We start from the raw sequence: 17,926 nt of genomic DNA, 5'->3' as shown, positions 1-17,926 counted from the left end.
CACACGCGGCTTCACATTGTAATCAAGCACCCGCTTGACCGGTACCAGCAACTTCATCTCGATATCCCAAGTCTCAATCGATCGGCGGCAACAGCCGGTCGGCGCGCAGCCGGGCGAACCATTTGTCGAACATCTCCTCGGTGTCGATCGCGCCGCTGAACCCGGCACGGCGCAGCTTCACTGTCGAGACAATGGAGTCCTCCCAAGCGACCGTGCGGCCATAGCCGAGCGCGAAATCGGCATATTGGAACGACGATCCGACGAACTGGTCGATCGCAGGCGCAGTCAGGCCATGGCGCTGGCGGATCGCATCCCATTCGGCGGCAGCGGCGGGCATGGCGGTGGATAGCTCCATCGCCCGGTCCTCGCCCGGCTCCATGCCCAGCGATCGAGCCAACGCGGGCCACAGATTCTTCCACAGGAAAATGTCGCCATTGGTGATGTTGAACACCTGGTTCCGGGCACTTTCCGCCCCGTGCGACCAGTCGATGGCCTCAGCGATCAGGTCGGCATCGACCGCCTCCAGGATACCCATCGGTCCGCCCGGATAATGCAGCGGTTCGCCCCGCGCCTTGAGGATCGCGGCATAGACGCCCAGGGCGGGAATCAGATTCATCGGCGCGCCCAGCGAATGGCCGAACACGAATTGCGGGCGCAGCACAGTGAAGTGCCAGCCGCGCATTCCAGCCAGCTCGGTCAGATAGTCCTGCTGCTCCCAATAGAAATTGGGATGCTCGCGCATTTCAGACCGGTTTTCGCGCGCGGGCAGGACCATCGGGCGGATATGCACGCCATAGGCCTTGGTCCCCTGCAACAGGGTGACATGACGCAGCGCCGCGTGATCGGTGATGCCGATTTCCACTAGGTTGCGCAGCATTTCGGCGTTGATGCGGATCTGATCCTGATCGGACCAGCCCGCGACCAGGCTGGGTGTCTCATAAAGGGCGGCATAGATCAGGTGCGTTACACCGCTCAGCGCTTCCGCCGCCACCGCGACCGAAGCCGGATCGCGCAGATCTGTCGAAACGAATTGCGCGCCGTGCAGATGAAAGGGCGGCCGCCGCGACACGCCTATCACCTGTGTGTCGGGCCGCGCTGCGAAATGGGCAATACAGGATTGGCCGATCAGGCCGGATGCGCCGATAACGGCAACCTTTTGTTTCATGGCCTTCCTCCCCTGGCCGGGACGATGTCGATTGCGACCGCCCCTATTCCCTCAACCGAACAGACGACGTGATCGCCCGGCACCAGCGGGCCCACCCCCTCCGGCGTGCCGGTAAAGATCAGGTCGCCAGGGCGCAGCGCCATGCTCTGCGAGATCAGCGACACGATGTCTCGCACGCCCCAAATCATGTCGGCAAGATCGGCGGACTGGCGCGTCCCGCCATTCACCGACAGGTGAATCCGGCCAGCCTCCGGCACGCCGTCCAGATGGTGGGCGGGCAGGATCGGCCCGCAGGGTGCGGAATGGTCGAATGCCTTGCCCCAGTCCCAAGGCCGGCCCATGTCGCGCGCCTTCAGCTGAAGATCGCGCCGGGTCAGGTCGATGCCGGCGGCATAGCCGAAGATCACGGCATCCACCGCCTCGGGCGCGATATCCTCGGCCGCAGCGCCGATGGCAACGACCAGCTCGGCCTCATAATGCAGATTGGCCGTTTGCGGCGGATAGGGCACCGACGCGCCGTCATCGACCACGGCATCGGCCGGCTTGGTGAAGAAAAAGGGCGGATCTTTGACCGGATCCATGCCCATCTCGCGCGCATGGGCAGCGTAGTTGCGACCGACGCAAAAGATGCGGCGAACCGGAAAGCGGCTATCTCCCCCGACAACCGCAACCGTGCTGACGGGAAGATCAAACAGCAATGCCATGACGCTGTGGACCTCATCCAAGAAAAATGCGTCCGGGCCGAACAACCCGGACGCCAGGGAGTAACTCAGAAATCGTAATTCAGCCGAACACCATAGGTCGCCGGGCGGCCGACATAGGCTTTGATGGTATCGAACTGCGGCAGGACATTGTTGAAATAATAGCTGTTTGTGATGTTCTCACCCCACACCGTAAGCCGCCATCCAGCCGCTTCGTCGCCGAAACCGGCGCGCAGGCCCAGCAGGTCATAGGAAGGCAGATCGAGCCGCGGATCTTCGCCGAACACTGCCGATGCAGTCGAGCGATAGGACCAGCTGGCGCCCGCAAAAAAGCCCAGATTGCCAATATCCCAGTCATATTGCCCGTCGAAATCCAGCGACCATTTCGGCGCGAAACTCAGCACGCCGCCTTCATAATCAGTCAGCACGCCATTGACGTCGAGACCGACATATTCATCGATACGACTGTCGAGATAGGAGGCAGCACCCGTCAGCTTGAGGCCCGGTGTTGGGATAACGGTTGTATCCACCTCGAACCCGATGATGTGCGATTTCGGGATGTTGATCAGCAGGCTCAGCGGGCCGAAGACCTCATCGAGGAAGGTGCCGCGCAGCTGCTTGTCAGTATAGTCATAATAGAACACGGCAGCGTTTGCTTGGGCCGTGCGGCCAAAGCTGGCTTTCACCCCCGCTTCATAGGCTATCAGCTTTTCCTGCGTTGCCGGTTCGTACTGACGAAAACCGGTTGCAGCGACATTGGGGAAACTGCCCGATTTATAGCCCTGGCTCGCAGAGACATAGAAAAGCAGGTCATCCGTCGCCTTGTAGTTCAGCGCAGCACGCCAGGAGACATTGTCTTCGGCCAGGGTGTTGACGCTCAATCCCGGCGTGGCCGTCAGATTGATGTCGCCACGCGGATCGACAAAGGTCGTGCAGTTGCCATTGCTCAGCAGGCCCGGCTGGAACTGACTGGCGGGCAGCGGGGCAAGGCCCGCGCCCGTCCGGATGAGGCCGCTGACAAACTGGATGATCGGGCTCAGCGTATTGTCGCCGGTGTCGCCACTGCAGCCGCGGAAATCGACCTTGAAATCGGTATAGCGCGCCGCCGTGGTCAGGGTCAGCCGATCGGTCAGCTTCCAGTCGATCGAGGCGAAAGCAGCCACGGATTTCAGCGTCTGATCCGTGAAGTTCTCGGCCGACTGGACGCCGGAAATACGGTTGGAGCTGGTCTGACCCGTCCGATAGGTTTGCTCGGCATAGACGGTCGAGCGGGAATAATTGCCGCCGACCACCCAGTCGGCCAGCCCTTCGAACGATCCGGTCAGGCGCAATTCCTGCTGAAAGGAATTGATGCGGCCGAAGGTGTTGAAATCGAACACGGTGACGGGCGTGCCGTCATATTCGTTGAACCCCTCATCCTTGAACCGGGCATAGGCGGTGATTGACGAGAAGGTAATGTCCGGGTTCAGGTCCCAGTCGATGCGGCCCGACGTCTGCCAGAACCAATTGTCGCGCGCGAAATCCGATCCTTCGTCCCAGTCGGCAGCACGGACATCGCCAACGGGAGCAATGGGATATGCGGCAAGGTCGGGATTGACCGCTGCCGGAAACACCGGATCGACCTGCCGGATCTGGGGCACCTGCGTATCGCTGCGGTCCAGCCAGCCACTCATGACCAGGGTAGTGCGCAGCGTCGGTGCCGGTTCCCATTCCAGGGTCAGGCGGCCGCTCTGGCGATTGACCTGCCCTGCACCGTCGCCGGGACGCAGCTGGCTGCGCTGCCAGTCATCGGCATTGTCGGTGCGCACGGCAAGCCGCGCCTTCAGGTTGCCGGTGATCGGACCGCTCAGGTAACCCGCAGTTTCTACCGCGTTGAAGCGCCCGAACCCGAAAGTGACGCCGCCTTCGACCGTATCCGTTGGCTTGGCGGCGATATAGTTGATCGCGCCGCCCGTGGTATTCTGCCCATATAGGGTGCCCTGCGGTCCCTTGACCACTTCGACCCGCTCAAGATCAAGCGTCGCGCCAAGCGTCATCGCCGGAAACGGGATCGCCACTTCGTCGACGTAGACGCTGACCGTGCTGGTCGCCGACAGGCTGGATTCGTTGAAGCCGATGCCGCGCAACGTGTAGATCGGCGTGTTAAGGCCGGACTCCGCTGCCTGGAAACCGGGGACCACCCGGGCCAGATCGCTGACATTCGCAATGCCGCGCGTCTGCAAATCCTCCGTGCCGAAGGCGGTGATCGAGATGGGGACGTCCTGAAGGCTTTCGGACCGGCGCTGCGCCGTGACGATGATATCGCCAAGGCCGTCCTGCGTTCCCGCTTCCGTCGTCTGCTCGACCTCGGCCGTGGCATCCTGTGCCTGGGCCGTGCCGATCCAGGAAGTCATCAATGCGGACATCGCGGCGCATTGGTACAGCGAACGGATCACGCTCTTCTTCATGTGCTTCCCCTCTCCTGTGCGCGGTCGGCTATCCTGCCGTTCCGTCGCCTAATATGAACGTTCGTTAGTTTATAATTCAAGCGCAATCATGTCGCAATAGACTTACAAACGTTCGTCTAATTTTTGTTTAGGCAGTTAGGGAGTTGAAAAGGTTCAAGATTCCTGAGGGATGCCCGCCATACGGTGAATTAGGTCGACAAAGCCCTGCGCCACCGCTTCGCTCTTCATCGGCCCATTACGGCTGTACCAGCTCGCGACTCCGTTCATCATCGAGAACGCAGCGCGGGTCATGAAGCGCACATTGTCGATCCCGATGCCATGATGCCGTGCGGCGTCCAGCATCGCATCGCTGAACCGCGCTTCGTAGGAGCGGCGCATATTCAGGATTTCATTCAGATGTTCGGGCTCCAGATTACGCAGTTCCATGTTGCCGATGAACACCGCTTCCTTGTTGATCGCATGGAAATGGACATGGGTCCGGATGAACGCATCAAGCCGCTCTGGCGCCGTCTGCGCGCGATCCACGGCAGACTGCACCTCGGCCTGCAGGTCCTCCATGATCGACCGCAGCAACAGGAACAGGAACTCCTGTTTGTTGGTGATGTGGTTATAGATCGAACCCGCCTGAATGCCGATATGCTGCGCCAGCATTCTCAGGCTGACATTCTGATAGCCGTGCTGGGCAAACAAGGTGATCGCAGCATGGCGCAGCATTTCCCTCGTCTCCCGCCCCTTTTCGCGCGAGGGACGATCAGTCGATTTGAAAATGCTGTCGCTTTTACTGGCGGGCATGGGCAACGCTCTACCTTATTCTTGACTAGTCGGTCAGGGCAGAACTGCCCCAATGGCGATCAGTTTTCCAGCCCCGCGTCGCGGGCGATCGCGCGTGCAGCGATATAGCCGAAGGTCATTGCCGGACCCAGCGTGATGCCGCCGCCGGGATAGGCACCTCCCATCACGCTAGCCGCATCGTTCCCGGCGGCGAAAAGGCCCCGAATGGGCTGGCCGGCCACATCAAGCACCCGTGCCTTCGCGTCGGTCGACAATCCGGCGAACGTGCCAAGATCGCCCATTTCCAGCTTCACCGCATAAAAGGGCGCCTGATCCAGGGGCGCTATACACGCGTTGGGCAGATGTCTCGGGTCACCCAGGTAGCGATTATAGGGGGTCGATCCCTTGCCATATTGCGAGTCCCGACCCTGCAGCGCGTCGAGGTTGAACCGGTTCAGCGTTGCGCTCAGCAGTTCGGAATGACATCCAATCGCCGTTGCCAGTTCCACGACGCTGCGCCCCCGCCTCAGATAGCCTGATCGGATCCACCGGCCATAGGGTACCGGGAACGGCTTGACGATCCCAAGGCCATAGCGACGCAACGCCCGATGATCAGCAATCAGCCAGGCATAGACCTGCCCGTCCCGGCGGCACCGCTCCAGCATGGCCTGTCCGAAATCGTGATAGCTGTTTGCCTCGTTCACGAAACGTCGTCCCCAGGGATCGACCGCGATGATGCCCGGCTTGTACCGGTCGATCAGGTGTGGAAACACGCCGGGCGGACCTTTGCGACGGGGTACGGCGGAAACCGGGATCCAGGCGGCCGCATTGGGCAGGTCTTCACGCACCCGTGCGCCCAGCGATTCGCCGGCGGCCAGCGTATCGCCCTGATTGCTCTCCGGTGCCGGCGACAAATGCTGTCCGCCTGTTGCAACATGGGGAAACAGGCGATTTTGCCGGGCGGTACCGCGCGGAAATCCGCCCGCCGCCAGGATCACGGCATGACGCGCAAACAGGCGCTCGCCACCATCCGTCACCACGCCGGCCGCACGCCCGTCTTGTTCGATCAGTTCGGCTAGCCCGGTACGGGTGCGGATTTCGACCCCGTTGTCGATCGCGCTGGCAAACAGGCGGGCGGCCAGGGCATTACCGTTGGTCAACCGCATGGCACGCCCATGGCGGAGCATTTCCCAGCCATGCACCGCAAGTCGCCGTGCGACATAGATCGCACTGGTCAGCGATCGCGTCGCGCGAAAGAAATGCTGCACTTCCTGGCTTGCATTGAACATCATCCCAACAAAGGTGATTTCGCGCAGCGGTGGGCGCAGTCGGCGAATGTCGGGGCCCAGCTCCCGTCCGTCCATCGGCGCGGCGACGATGGAGCGCCCCCCCGCCGACGCGCCGGGGCGGTCAGCATTGTAATCGGGAAAGCCAGGCTGAGCGACAAAGGCGACGCAAGTTTCGCGTTCGAAAAACTCGACCATTTCCGGGCCGATCGCCAGAAAGGCATCGACCCGCTCCGCATCGAAGCAATTGCCCGCCATCGCCTGCATATAGGTGCGGGCGGCCGCCACATCGTCCGTGACGCCGGCACGCGCCGCGACCGGATTGCCGGGCAGCCACAGAACGCCGCCCGACCGTGCGGTCGTGCCGCCCACCAGGTCGGATTTTTCAAGGACCAGAACAGTCAGGCCAAGCCGGGCAGCGGTCACCGCCGCCGACAGGCCCCCTGCCCCCGATCCGACGACGATGACGTCGGCGTCAGGCTGGCTCACTTCAGCTCCTGACCGTCAAACTCCCCGCCGATGAACCGGTTGGGCTTAAGGAAGAAGCTGAGCACGAGCGCACCGCCGGGCGATCTTGCCAGATGCCGGTTGCCGCGCGGACGCCAGACGAAATCGCCTGCCCTCACCTCGCCCTCGTCATCGACGATGCTGCCCTCGATCACATAGGTCTGCTCGACCTCGACATGCTCATGGAGCGGCAGGGCGGTGCCCGGCTGCCACCGGAACAGAGCGGTCAGCAGGCCTGTTTCGGGAAAGGACATCAGCACCTTCATGTCGATGCCGGGCGTCGGCGTCGGTTTCCACGGCAGCGATGCGACATCGACATAGCGCGATGCCAGCGGGCCAAGGCCGTCGGCGGCCAGTTCGGTTTCGGTGGCGGTCATGGCGGTTTCCTCTGTTCAGCCTTCCAGCATCCGGTGCGCTGCATCGCGCGCGCTCATACCCGGGGCGATTCCCATTGCGGCGGCGGTGGCATTCACGGCGGAGATCACGCCATGTTCGTAGGTGCTGATCGGATCGCCGATCCGCGCGCTGTCGGTGCCGACCGATGCCGCCGCGATCCCGTCCGGGTCCAGCATTGCCAGCCCCTCGATCCCCAGATCGTCCAGGCCGCGCCCGGCATCATTGCAGATCAGCCCCTTTGGCCGGATGCGCAGCGCATATAGCGCCATCAGCCGCGCGCCATGGGAGGCAACGCAGAACACGTCGTCCGGCGTCGAATCCCCGACACGGGAAAAGGACCAGCATGAAAAGATGCGCCCGCCATTGGGGGCGCGGTGGACGATCCGGGTTTCCTCATCGACCAGCGCATCGACATCCGCCGGCGCGCCGTCCGGTCCGTTGGCAAGCATGACCCGCGCGGCCTCCAGCCCGGTCATGCCCGGCACGACTCCGATCGCGCTGGCCGCTTCGTTGGCGCGCGATACGCGACCGGTCAGCAGCGAATCGCCGTCAGACAGCCGCGCCTCCATCGTCGCAATGGCGGCTGCGGGTACGCCGAACCGGTCGGACAACGGCAGACCCGCAATTCCTGCCTCGTCCTTGCCCGGCCCGCCTTCGTGCGCGATCCAGCCGCGCGCGCCGCGCCGCAACGGGATCGCACCGGTTGGCGCCCCGGCAAAGCTAGCGCCAAGCAGCACGTCGCCCTGCCATTCGCCCTCGTCGAACGAGGTCAGCGAATTGCCAACGACGATGCGGCCGCGCGCCGCCTGGCTTTCCAGAATATAGGGATGAAGGTCGCTGTCGCTGACCGTGATTGCTGCCATTGCATCCTCCTTTTATACGAACGTATGTTTGTATAAAGTCGAGCTGGCTGTCAATCACGGAGCGGATGCATGATCATTGAAGAACGCACCTATCGCCTGTCGCCGGTCCATTCGCTGGCGGACTATCTGGAGCCTTACGAGCGGATCGGATTGCCGGTTCAGCGGGAGATGCTGGGTGGCCTGATTGGCGCATACACGGTGGAGGTCGGCGGGTTGCACAGTTTGGTGCATCTATGGGCCTATCCGTCGTTCGAGGAGCGTCTGGCACGTCGCGCGCGGCTGGCGGCCGACCCACGCTGGCAGCAGTGCCTGGCGATCATTCGCCCGATGATCGCCAGCATGGACAGCCGCCTCTTGGTCCCGACCGCCTATTCCCCCCTGTTGCCCGGCAGCGCATAGGCAATCAGGTAATCGCCCTTGACCGGCGACCGCCGCGCCCCACCGGCCGACACCACCACATATTGGCGGCCCGATTTGGGCGAGACATAGGTCATCGGGGTTGCCTGCGATCCGACCGGAAGGCGTCCGCGCCACAGTTCCCGGCCGTCCGTCACCGATAGTGCGCGCAGGTAGAAATCCTGCGTTCCAGCAAAGAAGATGAGGCCGGACCCGGTTGTCACGGACCCTCCGATGGACGGCATCCCGACAGGCACATCCAGTCCGGTGGCGATACCCAGCGGGCCGGTGTCGCGCAGCGTGCCCAACGGTTTCTGCCAGACGATCTTGCGCGTCTTCAGGTCGATGGCGGTCATGGTACCAAAGGGCGGCTCCTGGCACGGCACGGCCAGCGGCGAGACAAAGCTTTCCCGATTGATGGCATAGGGTGCGCCTGTCTGAGGCCCGATGCCGTCGTGATCGCCCTGCCGCGGTGTCACCCGGTCAACTTCCCTTTGCGGCACCAGCTTGAGCAGGATGCCCATGCGGATGTCGTTGACGATCAGCGTATCGTTCGCCTTGTTGATCGCCGCGCTGCCCCAGTTCATGCCGCCATAATAGCCTGGGAATTGCAGCGTCCATTCGCGCGTCGTGATCGGCGTGAACAGGCCCTGATAGCGCGCCCGGCGAAAGGCAAGGCGACAGGCCAGCTGATCCAGCGGCGTCGCGCCCCACATGTCGCGTTCGGTCAGGGTCTGGTTGCCGATTTGCGGCATGGCCAGTGATCTGGGCTGCACCGGGGACAGCGTCTCGCCTGCCTGCGCGCCCTGCGGCACCGGCTGCAACGTCACCGGGGCAACCGGCTGGCCGGTACGCCGGTCCAGCATGAAGATGTCGCCCTGTTTCGTCACCTGCACCAGCACGGGGATGGTGCCGCCCTTGCCGTCGGGCAGGTCGTGCAGCACCGGCTGGGCGGGCACATCATAATCCCACACATCGTGGATGACCGTGCGATAGACCCAGCGCGGGCGGCCATCGGCGATGTTCAGCGCAACCACGGCAGCCGAGTATTTCTCCGCCGCATCGGTCCGGTTTGCGCCCCAGAAATCCGGAGTCTGGTTCCCCATCGGCAGATAGATCAGGCCGAGTGCGGCATCGAAGCTGGGCACGGACCACATGTTCGGCGTGCCGGGGGTATAGATCTGCCCCTCGGGCGGTGCGCCGATCCGGTCGGGTGCGCCCATGTCCCAAGCCCAGGCAAGCGCGCCGGTGCGGACATTATAGGCGCGCACGACGCCAGACGGCTCGTTCACCTCCTGATTGTCGAACACCCATGCTCCGACAATGGCAATGTCACCGATCACGGTCGGGCCGGACGAGGGGATCAGATAGCCCGGCTTGAGCGGCCCCATCTGATAGGACAGGTCGACCGTGCCGTCCCTGCCGAATCCGGCGCAGGGCCGGCCGCTGGCAGCATCCAGCGCGATCAGCCGGTTGTCGATGGTGGTCATCAGGATGCGGCGCTGGCACTGGCCGCCCTGCCCGGCCGCATCGCTTGGTGCAGGCACGGCTTCATGATAGCCAAGGCTGCGGCACCGCCGCCATAGCGGCGGCGGCACCGGCTTGGGATCGAATGACCAGCGCACCGTACCGCTATCGGCATCCAGCGCATAGACCCGGTTGTTCCTGGTGCAGCTATAAAGGGTATCGCCCACCTGCAACGGCGTATTCTGATCCTCGGACAACAGCTCGCCCGCACCGCTGTCGCCGGTTCGGAACGTCCATGCGACCTTCAGATCGGCGACGTTTTCGGGGTTGATCTGACTGGCCGGCGCAAAGCGGCTGCCATCGCCTGTCCGGCCATAGAAGCGCCAGTCGCCTGACCCACCGGTAGCCGCAGCGAACACTGCAGGCCTGTCCGGGCGGATGCCGCCATGCTCCCAGAACATCGCGCCAAACAATGCCGCCGCACCGACCCCGCCGATCAGTGCGGTCGCCCCCGCCCCTGCCCGGCTTCGGTCCGGCAGCGCCAGCGCCGCCAACCCGCCCAGCGCAAGCAGGATCAGCGGCGCGAACATCCGGGCGAACAGTGCCCAGAAATCCCATCCACCCTCCCAGATCGCCCAAGGCAGGGTCAGCGTCACCACGGCCGCCAGGAGTTGCAGCCCGGCGTAGCGACGCATCACGAACAGGACCGCAGCAACCAGCAACCCGATGCCTGCCAACAGGTAATAGGCTGAACCGCCCGCTCCGATGAGCAGCGCCCCGCCCCATGCCAGCAATCCGCCGACAGCCAGCAGGATCAGCCCGAAAAGCACGACCGAAATCATCCGCAATTTCGACATGAGATTCAGGCCTCCGCCCGTTCGATCAGGGTATCGCGCAATTCGCGCTTCAACAGCTTGCCGTTGGAATTGCGGGGCAGCGGATCGGTACCGATGGTCCAGCCTTCCGGGCATTTGTAATCGGAAAGTCGCTCGCGGGCGAAGCTGGCTAGCGCTTCAGCATCGCAGGTCTTGCCTGGCTTCAGGCAGACAAAGGCATGGGCGCGCTCGCCCAGCACCGGATCGGGACGGCCGACCACCGCCACCTCAGCCACCGCCGGATGTTCGGCCAGCGCAGCCTCAACCTCTGCACTGTAGATCTTGTATCCGCCACGATTGACCACGTCCTTTTTGCGGTCGTGCAGCCGGATCAGGCCATCCGCGCCCAGCGTGACGACGTCGCCGGAGCGCCAATACCCCCCGACAAAGCTGGCGCGCGTCGCATCGGGATTGTTCCAGTATCCGCGCGCGACCATCGGCCCGGCGACCCATAATTCGCCGGGCATGCCACGCGGAACTTCCCGGCCATCTTCATCGACGACAATCACATCGGCACAGGGCACCGGCGCGCCCACTGCATCGGGATAGTCAGGCGTCAGCGCGGCGGGCAGCAGTGCGACCGGAGATGCGGTCTCCGTCGCGCCATAGCCGTTGGACAGGCTCAGGGCTGGCAGCCGCTCACGGAGTTCCGCGATAAAGGCTGCGGGCATCGGCGCGCCGCCGAACGATCCGAGCTTCCACGACGACAGGTCATGCGCCGCCAGCGCATCGTTCATCAGGCACAGCTTGTATTGCGCGGGGACCATGAACGCGTGGTCGATCCGGTGCCGCGCCGCTTCCTCGATAAAGGTCGCGGCGCGGAACGGCGGCATCAGAACGACAGCGCCGCCCAGCCGGAAAAACGTCAGGAATTCGGTGATCAGTCCCGTGACGTTGCAGCCAGGGATGGCCAGCAGGGTACGACTGCCACGCGGCAGACCCCAGCTCCCTTCGAAATGCAGCACGGAATGGATGATGTTGACATGGGCCAGCATCACCCCCTTTGGCGCACCGGTTGTGCCACTGGTGTACAGGATGGCGGCCAGCGCTTCCTCGTCCGCCTCATGCGGAGGCAGCACCGGGCGCGGCCCATTCTCCATCCATGCCGCCAAATCCTCGGCCAGCACAACCCGGCGCAGGTCCGGCAGCTCGTCCGATGCGGGCAGCTTGTCGACCATCGCCGCTTCGCTCAGCAGCATGACCGCGCCGGAATGGCTCAACAGATAGGCCGCCTCCTTCGTGCTCAGCCGTGTATCCATCGGCACCAACACCGCGCCCATGCGCCAGCACGCGAGAAACCAGACCGGATATTCGGGACGGTTGGACAGCCATGTCGCCAGCCGGTCGCCGCGCCGTACCCCCTCGGCAACAAGCCGCTGAGCCAGCACGTCGGCCCGCGTAATCAGATCGGAATAGCCAAGGCAGCCATCATCGCCCCACAGCAGGGCAGGTGCGTTCGCGGAGGCGTCTGCGCTGTCCGCCACCATCGACCAGACATCCGCCGGGCGATCCGTGAAACATCGCACCATCCGCTCGCCGAACAGCAGTTCGTGGCGCAGTGCCGGATCGGTCCTCTCCATTTCCCCGTCCCCTCGTCACTTTGTGTTTTGGAGGCTCTGTCATTTGCGACCCGAAGCGACCTTCGGGGTATTCCGTTCTTTGTTCAATCCGCAGTCGCCACGGCTTTCATCGTCCGCTCTGCGACATAGGAAACCTCGTCACCCGCACTGTCGAACAGCACCGGATCCGACAGATCGCCAATCCGGTCCCAGGCATCCAGCACCTGCTCGGGCGAAACGCTGTCGTCGGTAAACTGTGCGCCGCGTGCACTGACGATCCGGACCTTCGCATAATGGCCGGCGGCGGCAGACAGGATGGTGCCGCTCTCGGCAAAGCCCTCGCTGGCCAGCACCGCCATGCCGGACGAGGCAAAGGCAGGATCGAAGCGGGCGAGCATTTCCGGCGACATGGTCGCTTCCGTCATGGCCGTCGCCGCCATCGGAGCGAGCGCATTCACCAGGATGCCGTATTTGCGCCCCTCGATCTTCAACACGTTCATCAGACCGATCAGACCGGCCTTTGCCGCCCCATAATTGGCCTGGCCGAAATTGCCGTACAGCCCGGTATTGGAAAGCGTCATGACGATGCGGCCATATCCGGCCTGTTGCATCACCGGCCAGGCGGCGCGGCTGCAATAGGCCGAGCCGAGCAGATGGACGCCGACGACTAGGTCGAAATCGGCCATCTCGCTTTTGGCAAAGCTGCGATCCCGCAGGATGCCGGCGTTGTTGATCAGGATGTCCACGCCGCCAAAGCTATCAACCGCCTGGTCCACCAGCCGCTGCGCCCCATCGACTGACGCGACCGATTCGTGGTTAGCAACTGCCTGCCCGCCCGCAGCGACGATTTCCGCTGCTACCCCATCGGCCAGCCAGTCGCCCGCGACGGACTTGCCCGGATCATTGACCACCACCTTGGCCCCACGAGCCGCCAGCATCAGCGCATGAGAACGGCCCAGCCCGCTTCCGGCCCCGGTCACGATTGCCGTCCGGTCGTCAAAACGGATCGCCACGCTCATTCTCCTCTCTTGCAAACTAACGTTCGTTTGTTTAAGTCGGATGCATCGGCCTCGTCAAGAGCCGTCAATGCATTTCAAAGGGAGCAGGTCATGGCGGCCCAGACGCCCACTTCACCGATCAGCCGCGACGATTTCGATTTTCAGCTTTTTGAGGTGCTGCCGACATTGGGGCTGTCGGATCGTCCGATGTTTGCTGATCACGACCGTGCGACGCTGGATGCAACGCTCGATCTGGCCGAGCGCGTGGCCGTGGATCACTTCCTGCCCGGCTATCGCAAGAGCGACTTGAACGAGCCCTATGTCGAAAATGGCAAGGTCGTGCTGGTCCCCGAAATCGGCGAGGCGATCCGCGCTTTTACCGAAGCGGGCTTCATGGCCGCGCACCTGCCGTATGAAGAAGGTGGACAGCAGCTGCCATGGACGGTCCTGCAGAGCTGCTATGCCATGTTCCAGGGGTGCAACATCGGCGCGACCATTTATTATTTCCTGACCGTTTCCGCTGCCAATGTGCTGCGCGCGCACGGGTCTCAGGAGCAGAAGGAACTCTATATGCGCCCGATGCTGGAGGGGCGTTTCCATGGCACCATGTGCCTTTCGGAACCGCACGCCGGATCTAGCCTTGCGGACCTTCGGACCCGCGCGATCCCGAACGGCGACGGCACCTATCGCATCCAGGGCACCAAGATGTGGATATCGGGCGGCGAACATGAGCTGGGCGAGAATATCGTTCATCTCGTTCTGGCCCGGATCGAGGGCGCCCCGGCCGGTACGCGGGGCATCTCCCTGTTCGTGGTGCCCAAACGACGGATGAACAGCGACGGGTCAGTGGGCGAGGACAACAATATCAGCCTGGTCGGTCTCAACCACAAAATGGGCTATCGCGCCGCGACCAACACCGTCCTCAACTTCGGCGAGAATGGCGACTGCATCGGCTATCTGGTCGGCGAGCCGCATCGCGGGCTGGCGCCCATGTTCCTGATGATGAACGAGGCGCGGATTTCGGTCGGCGCCGGCGCCACCATGCTCGGCTATGCCGGCTATCGCTACAGTCTCGACTATGCCCGCGAACGGCTGCAAGGGCGGCCGCCGGAGGACAAGGATCCCGCAACGCCGCCGGTGCCGCTGACCGAACATGCCGATGTCCGCCGGATGCTGCTCATGCAAAAGGCGTTCGTGGAGGGCGCACTCGCGCTGTGCCTCTACGCCGCCTATCTGGTCGACGAGGAACAGACCGCGCCAGAGGAGGATGCCCGCGAATCCGCCCGCCGTCTGCTCGCCATCCTGACCCCGGTGGTCAAGAGCTGGCCTTCGGAGTTCTGCCTGGAGGCGAACAAGCAGGCGATGCAGGTGCTGGGTGGCTATGGCTACACGCTCGATTATCCGGTTGAGCAATATTACCGAGACAACCGGCTGAACCTCATTCACGAAGGCACCAACGGCATTCAGGCCATCGACCTGATCGGCAGGAAGCTGTCGGCAGAAGGCGGCGCCTATTGGTCGGAACTGCGCGGAGTGATCCGCGCGACACTGGCCGAGGCGCGCGGCCATGCAGCGCTTGCCGACCATGCCGATGCGCTGCAGGCGACCCTGACGCATGCCGAGCGCACTGTCGCCGCCGTGCTGGCGGCAACCGATGATCAGCCAGGCCTTCGCATTGCCAATGCAACCGCGTTCCAGGACGCGCTGGGCCATATCTGCATCGGCTGGATGTGGCTGCGGCAATCCGTTGTCGCATTGAACGCGCTCGACGACAAACCGGGCCTGGAAGCGACGCGCTTTTACCAGGGCAAGTTGGCCGCCACGCGGTTCTTCTTCGCCTATGAGCTGGGTCGTGTCGGTCCCTGGCTCGACATCGTCGAGCGGCTGGATCGCACCCTGCTGGATGTCGATCCTGCATGCCTCTGACGCTGGAATCGCTGGCATCGCCATTCCCTGAACGGACGTTCCATTATGACGTGGAGCGGACCCGGCTTTACGCCCTGGGCATTGGCCTGGGTCAGGATGGCGCAGCTGAAGACCTGCCTTATCTGATCGGACCAGTGCCCCGGGTCGTGCCCTCCATGGCGACGGTGGTGGCGTGGGATGACAGCTGGATCGACCGGCTCGGCCTGGACGCGACGCGCATCGTGCATGGCGAGCAGCGGATCACGCTGCATCAACCCCTGCCCCCGGCGGCGACCCTTTGTTCAAGCGTCCGCATCGTCGAAGCGGTCGACAAGGGACCCGGCAAGGGCGCCTTGCTCTATGTCGAAACACAGCTTCGACAGGAAGGCCGGGCAGTACCGCTGGCCACCCTTTTATCCACCGTGTTCGCCCGCGGCGATGGCGGCTTTGGCGGGCCGCCCAAGGGTGGTCCCGCGCCCCATGTCATCCCCGATCGGGCGTGGGACCATCAGCGGCGTTGGCGGGTCGCGCCTAATCAGGCGCATCTCTATCACCTGTCCGGCGACCAAAACCCGCTGCACATCGATCCCGACTTCGCACGTGCTGCCGGGTTTCCAGCGCCGATCCTGCACGGCCTGTGCAGCTATGGCATGGCTCTGCGCGCGGTGATCGCCGAGGCGGTGGAAGATGCCCCTGATCGGGTGGCCCATGTTGCGGGCCGCTTCACTGCCCCCATCTTCATGGGCGAGACGCTGGAGGCGCGCATCTGGGCGGACGGCGACACGCTGTCGTTCCAACTGGTCGTGGTAGAGCGAGATGTGGTGGCGATCGACCGGGGCCTGCTGCTGCTGAGACCAGCCTGAACATCTCACCTCCCTCGTCCTGAGCCTGTCGAAGGACCAATCCCGTCGGCACGACCTGAGGGGCGATGCTTCGACAAGCTCAGCATGAGCGAAGTTGGGTTATCCGCCGAGCCTACCCGGCCGGCCGGAACACCGGCACCTTCGGGCCATCGCCTTCTGTCGGGGCAAAGTCCACGGCCACGCGCTGGCCGATGCGGATCGCGTCGAAATCAGCGCCGACGATATGGCTGAGCATGGTCACGCCCTCGTCCAGCGTCACATAGGCGATGGCATAGGGCACCGGCGCGCGGCGCATCACGCTGAACGAATAAACCGTCCCCGTCCCTGCCGCCTCGCGCCAGTCGAGCTGGTCGGAATGACAGAACGGACAGATCGCGCGCGGATAATGGTGCAGCGCGCCGCAACTCGTGCACGCTCGGATCACCAGTTTTCCGTCCCCCGCGGCCGTCCAGTAATGGGCAACCTCGGCGCTGATGGCGGGTGCGGGAAGCATGGGCAAAGCATCAGTCATTGGTTCATTCCCTTTCAAGGATCAGCGTACCGCTGGCGTTGCGGCTGCCCAGCCAGCCGCCCATCCCCTGGGCCAGCGCCAGGTCGCAGTTCGGCACCTGAACCGCCGGATGCGCCTCGCCGCGCAATTGCCGCACCGCTTCGAGGATCTTGGTCATGCCACCGCGATTATTGGGGTGATTGCTGCAAAGCCCGCCGCCGTCGGTATTGAACGGCAACTTGCCGACGCCCGAAATCAGATTGCCGTCAGCGACAAAGCGTCCGCCACCGCCCGGCGGGCAAAAGCCGAGATCCTCCAGCTGCTGCACCACCGTGATCGTGAAGCTGTCATAGATGGAAGCATATTTGATATCGCCAGGCGTCACACCGGCCTGCTCGAAAGCAATCCGTCCAGCCTCGCGCGCCGAGCTGTAGGTCAGGTCGATACGCCCGCCATCGAGGTGCTTTACCGCCTCGCCCGCACCGCGAATGGCAATCAGCGGACGGTTCAGCGCTCTGGCGATTTCCGGTGACACGACAACGATCGCCCCGCCTCCGTCGCTCACCACGCAGCAGTCGAGGCGATGCAGCGGATCGGCAATCATGGGCGATTCCACCACCTCCACTACCGTCACGACATTCTTCAGCATGGCGTGCGGATTGTGCTGAGCATGGTGCGAGGCTGCGACCTTCACCCATGCAAGCTGTTCGCTGGTCAGGCCGTATTCGTGCATGTGCCGCTGCGCGACCATGGCGTACTGGTTCAGCACCATCGATCCATAAGGATGTTCGAACGCCAGTTCGGGCACATTAAAATCGGGCTTGGGATCGGCCCCTGCCCCCGCCGCACGCGGCCGCCCCGCCAGCACGACGATGGCAACGTTGCATTTGCCTGCCGCGATCGCCTCGGCTGCATGGGCAACGTGCATCTGATAGGCGGACCCGCCCGGATCGGTATTGTCCATGAAGGTGAGGCGAAGGCCGAGATATTCCGCGATGGACAAGACGCCCAAGCCGGGCATTTCTGCGTCGCACAGAAACCCATCGACCGCATGATGGTCCAAACCCGCATCAGCCAGCGCCCAACGCACGACGTCGGCAACGATCTGCGCCGTGGACAGGTCGGTCGCCTTGCGGACGGGGTGTTCGGCGATGCCGGCGATATAGGCCTTTGGTCGGACGCTCAAATCCCTCTCCTCAAATCCGTTATTGATACGAACGTTTGTTTGTATAAGGTG

At 63.5% G+C, this 17,926-nt stretch carries 15 protein-coding genes; 3 read left to right on the top strand and 12 right to left on the bottom strand.

Annotation, left to right across the window (positions count from 1 at the left end):
* Window positions 1-73: 73 nt before the first annotated feature.
* From ACNI3Q_RS13700 to ACNI3Q_RS13670, 7 genes are all read right to left on the bottom strand, one after another.
* Entirely contained in the window at window positions 74-1,165 is a 1,092-nt protein-coding gene (locus ACNI3Q_RS13700) for an NAD-dependent epimerase/dehydratase family protein (protein ID WP_426277568.1), read from the bottom strand.
* Complete coding sequence (locus ACNI3Q_RS13695) at window positions 1,162-1,869, bottom strand: fumarylacetoacetate hydrolase family protein (protein ID WP_426277566.1); 708 nt, start codon at window positions 1,867-1,869, stop codon at window positions 1,162-1,164. The genes ACNI3Q_RS13700 and ACNI3Q_RS13695 overlap by 4 nt, the downstream gene beginning before the upstream one ends.
* A 65-nt stretch (window positions 1,870-1,934) precedes the next feature.
* Window positions 1,935-4,313, bottom strand: a complete 2,379-nt coding sequence (locus ACNI3Q_RS13690; protein WP_426277564.1) for a TonB-dependent receptor — start codon at window positions 4,311-4,313, stop codon at window positions 1,935-1,937.
* 153 nt (window positions 4,314-4,466) lie between these two features.
* Entirely contained in the window at window positions 4,467-5,105 is a 639-nt protein-coding gene (locus tag ACNI3Q_RS13685; protein WP_426277562.1) for a TetR/AcrR family transcriptional regulator, read from the bottom strand.
* Window positions 5,106-5,164: 59 nt separating this feature from the next.
* Window positions 5,165-6,859, bottom strand: a complete 1,695-nt coding sequence (locus ACNI3Q_RS13680) for an FAD-dependent oxidoreductase (protein WP_426277560.1) — start codon at window positions 6,857-6,859, stop codon at window positions 5,165-5,167.
* Window positions 6,856-7,254: a cupin domain-containing protein gene (locus ACNI3Q_RS13675; RefSeq protein WP_426277558.1), complete on the bottom strand. Its 399-nt coding sequence runs from the start codon at window positions 7,252-7,254 to the stop codon at window positions 6,856-6,858. Before ACNI3Q_RS13675 ends, ACNI3Q_RS13680 begins: the two co-directional genes overlap by 4 nt.
* A gap of 15 nt (window positions 7,255-7,269) precedes the next feature.
* A complete protein-coding gene (locus ACNI3Q_RS13670; RefSeq protein WP_426277556.1) occupies window positions 7,270-8,136 on the bottom strand; it encodes a hypothetical protein in 867 nt (288 codons plus the stop codon).
* Between the two features lie 69 nt (window positions 8,137-8,205).
* On the opposite strand from ACNI3Q_RS13670, the gene ACNI3Q_RS13665 reads away from it, so the two are divergent.
* Window positions 8,206-8,535, top strand: a complete 330-nt coding sequence (locus tag ACNI3Q_RS13665) for an NIPSNAP family protein (RefSeq protein WP_426277554.1) — start codon at window positions 8,206-8,208, stop codon at window positions 8,533-8,535.
* On the opposite strand, the gene ACNI3Q_RS13660 is transcribed toward ACNI3Q_RS13665, so the two are convergent.
* The 3 genes from ACNI3Q_RS13660 to ACNI3Q_RS13650 all read right to left on the bottom strand — a co-directional run bounded on the left by ACNI3Q_RS13660 (window position 8,505) and on the right by ACNI3Q_RS13650 (window position 13,452).
* Window positions 8,505-10,856 (bottom strand): membrane-bound PQQ-dependent dehydrogenase, glucose/quinate/shikimate family, encoded by a 2,352-nt coding sequence (locus tag ACNI3Q_RS13660; RefSeq protein ID WP_426277552.1) that lies wholly within the window; start codon window positions 10,854-10,856, stop codon window positions 8,505-8,507. The genes ACNI3Q_RS13665 and ACNI3Q_RS13660 overlap by 31 nt on opposite strands.
* A gap of 5 nt (window positions 10,857-10,861) precedes the next feature.
* Window positions 10,862-12,454, bottom strand: coding sequence for a class I adenylate-forming enzyme family protein (locus tag ACNI3Q_RS13655; protein WP_426277550.1), 1,593 nt, complete (start codon window positions 12,452-12,454; stop codon window positions 10,862-10,864).
* An 83-nt stretch (window positions 12,455-12,537) separates the two neighbouring features.
* Complete coding sequence (locus tag ACNI3Q_RS13650; RefSeq protein WP_426277548.1) at window positions 12,538-13,452, bottom strand: SDR family NAD(P)-dependent oxidoreductase; 915 nt, start codon at window positions 13,450-13,452, stop codon at window positions 12,538-12,540.
* Window positions 13,453-13,542: 90 nt separating this feature from the next.
* Here ACNI3Q_RS13650 and ACNI3Q_RS13645 point away from each other — a divergent pair, with 90 nt between their 5' ends.
* Both ACNI3Q_RS13645 and ACNI3Q_RS13640 read left to right on the top strand, forming a co-directional pair.
* A complete protein-coding gene (locus ACNI3Q_RS13645; protein ID WP_426277546.1) occupies window positions 13,543-15,357 on the top strand; it encodes an acyl-CoA dehydrogenase family protein in 1,815 nt (604 codons plus the stop codon).
* Entirely contained in the window at window positions 15,348-16,199 is an 852-nt protein-coding gene (locus ACNI3Q_RS13640) for a MaoC/PaaZ C-terminal domain-containing protein (RefSeq protein ID WP_426277544.1), read from the top strand. The genes ACNI3Q_RS13645 and ACNI3Q_RS13640 overlap by 10 nt, the downstream gene beginning before the upstream one ends.
* 112 nt (window positions 16,200-16,311) lie before the next feature.
* On the opposite strand, the gene ACNI3Q_RS13635 is transcribed toward ACNI3Q_RS13640, so the two are convergent.
* Entirely contained in the window at window positions 16,312-16,710 is a 399-nt protein-coding gene (locus ACNI3Q_RS13635; RefSeq protein ID WP_426277542.1) for a Zn-ribbon domain-containing OB-fold protein, read from the bottom strand.
* Between the two features lie 4 nt (window positions 16,711-16,714).
* Entirely contained in the window at window positions 16,715-17,875 is a 1,161-nt protein-coding gene (locus ACNI3Q_RS13630) for a thiolase domain-containing protein (protein ID WP_426277540.1), read from the bottom strand.
* Window positions 17,876-17,926 lie beyond the last annotated feature (51 nt).

Source organism: Sphingomonas eleionomae, assembly GCF_049889035.1.
Lineage (GTDB): Bacteria > Pseudomonadota > Alphaproteobacteria > Sphingomonadales > Sphingomonadaceae > Sphingomonas.
Note: the sequence above shows the minus strand (reverse complement) of the source record. Positions and strands in the feature narration are given on the sequence as shown.